This window comes from Pseudomonas sp. (genome assembly GCF_049590575.1).
In the GTDB taxonomy this organism is placed as follows: Bacteria; Pseudomonadota; Gammaproteobacteria; order Pseudomonadales; family Pseudomonadaceae; genus Aquipseudomonas.
The window spans coordinates 1-1,942 of the sequence record NZ_JBAWDE010000124.1; the positions used below are offsets into that span (position 1 = coordinate 1).

Here is a 1,942-nt window from a genome sequence, read left to right on the forward strand (position 1 = left end):
GCCTTGGGCACTGCGGCAGCGGGCGGTCTGGCAGGTTCATCACTGCCACTCAGCCACCAGTAGCTCGCGCCACCAATCGCCAGCGCGACCGCCACGGCCACTGCCGCCAGCGCCAACACCGGCCCACGGCGTTGCTCGGAGACGGCGTTGTGCTGGGTCGGCGTCACCACGGGCTGGCGCACCGGTTGCGGTTGGGGTTTGTCGGTGGGGATGTCGATGGTGACCGGCGTCATGCCGGCCAGGTCGAAGCTCAGCGGAATCGGCAGCGGCCGCACCAGCGTGGCTTCCAACGACTCGGCGGGCAGGTTGTCCAGTGCCAGCAGCAACGCCGCCGCATCCGGGAAACGCTCCGCCGGGTCCTTGGCGAGCAACTTGCGCAACACCTCCTGATACCGCCCGTGGTGCACCGGCAGTTCCGGCAACGGCTCGGTCAGGTGCGCCAACGCCGTGGAGAGCGCGTCGGTGCCGTTATACGGCAGCTTGCCGACGAGGATCTCGTACAGCACCACGCCCAGCGCATACAGGTCGGCCCGGCCATCGATTTCCTGGCCGCGCGCCTGCTCCGGGCTCATGTAGCTCGGGGTGCCTACGGCAAACCCAGCCTGGGTGAACTGGGTGCGATCATCCAGCGACTTGGCGATCCCAAAGTCCGACAGCACCGCCGTGCCGTCGGCGCGGAACAGGATGTTCGCCGGTTTGACATCGCGGTGCACCAGCCCTTGTTCATGTGCGTAGCCCAACGCGGAGGCGATCTGGCGCATCAAGGTGATGCCCTGCTCCGGCGTCAACCCTGCAGCGATGCGCTCCTTGAGGGTGCCGTTGGGCAGGTATTCCATGGCCATGTAATACAGCTCACCGACATTGCCGATGTCATGGATGGTCACCGTGTGCGGGTGCGACAGGCGCGCCAGGGTCTTGCCCTCGCGCAGGAAACGCTCGCAGAAGCTCGGGTCGGCCGCCAGGGCCGCCGCCATCACTTTCAACGCGACCTTGCGTTCCAGCGAGCGCTGGGTCGCCAGGTACACGCTGGCCATGGCGCCTTCGCCAATCTCGCCTTCGATGTCATAGCCGGGAATCAGGATGTTCATGCCGATACCTTCACGACGATGGCGGTAATGTTGTCCGGCGCGCCGCGGTTGAGCCCCAGGTGCACCAGGCTGCGCACGATTTCATCCGGCGCGTCGTGGCTCAGCACTTCGCGGATTTCATGGTCTTCGACGGTCTTGGTCAGGCCATCGCTGCACAGCAGGTAGCTGTCGCCGGGGGCGATCAACAGGTCGACCACAGCCAATTCCAGCTGGGCTTCCACGCCAATCGCACGGGTGACGATATTGGCGCGCGGGTGCACGCGGGCATCGGCTTCGCTGAGCAGGCCGCTGTCTTGCAGGTCCTGCACATAGCTGTGGTCGCGGGAGATGCCTTCGAGCACGCCGTCACGCAGGCGGTACAGGCGACTGTCGCCGGCCCACAGGCATACGCCGCGCAAGCCACGTGCAGCGAGCACCACCACAGTGCTGCCCATCATGGTCACGCCACGGTTGGCGGTTTCTTCACGCACGGCCGCGTTGATGCGGGTCAGGTCATTGCGCAGGGCCGCCGAGTATTCGTCGAGCGAGCGGCCCATCGGCACGCTGCGCAGGCTGTCGACGATCAAGCTGCTGACGTAATCCCCCGCCGCATGCCCGCCCATGCCGTCGGCCACCACCCACAGGCGATTTTCCGGCAGGTCCAGGCAGGCGTCTTCGTTGACCTGGCGGACCATGCCCACATGGCTTTTGCTCGCGGATTTGTACGTCGACCCCATCTACACCACACCTTCTTGTCCGAGCAAAAACTGCGCAAAATCGCCGGTGGCAGGCAGGCCCTGGCACCGCAATAAACCGGGGGAAATCGTCTGTGAACCACGGCCCCACCACAGGCTCGCACCGTCGCAGGCCTGTTC

At 65.8% G+C, this 1,942-nt stretch carries 2 protein-coding genes and 1 pseudogene; all 3 read right to left on the minus strand.

Annotated elements, in window-relative coordinates; genetic code table 11:
- Nucleotides 1-1,088 (minus strand): serine/threonine-protein kinase (locus tag WBR57_RS09885; protein ID WP_424083666.1); only part of this gene is annotated, 1,088 nt, incomplete at its 3' end.
- Nucleotides 1,085-1,804 carry a PP2C family protein-serine/threonine phosphatase gene (locus tag WBR57_RS09890; protein WP_424083667.1) on the minus strand — a complete coding sequence of 240 codons (720 nt, stop codon included), beginning with the start codon at nucleotides 1,802-1,804 and terminating at the stop codon, nucleotides 1,085-1,087. The genes WBR57_RS09890 and WBR57_RS09885, both read right to left, overlap by 4 nt.
- A pseudogene (locus WBR57_RS09895) lies at nucleotides 1,805-1,942 on the minus strand (type VI secretion system-associated protein TagF); the annotation flags it as partial.

What these genes read in the sequence shown, in the direction of transcription:
- WBR57_RS09890 (WP_424083667.1), bottom strand. Translation starts at nt 1,804, where the DNA reads ATGGGGTCGACGTACAAATCCGCGAGCAAAAGCCATGTGGGCATGGTC.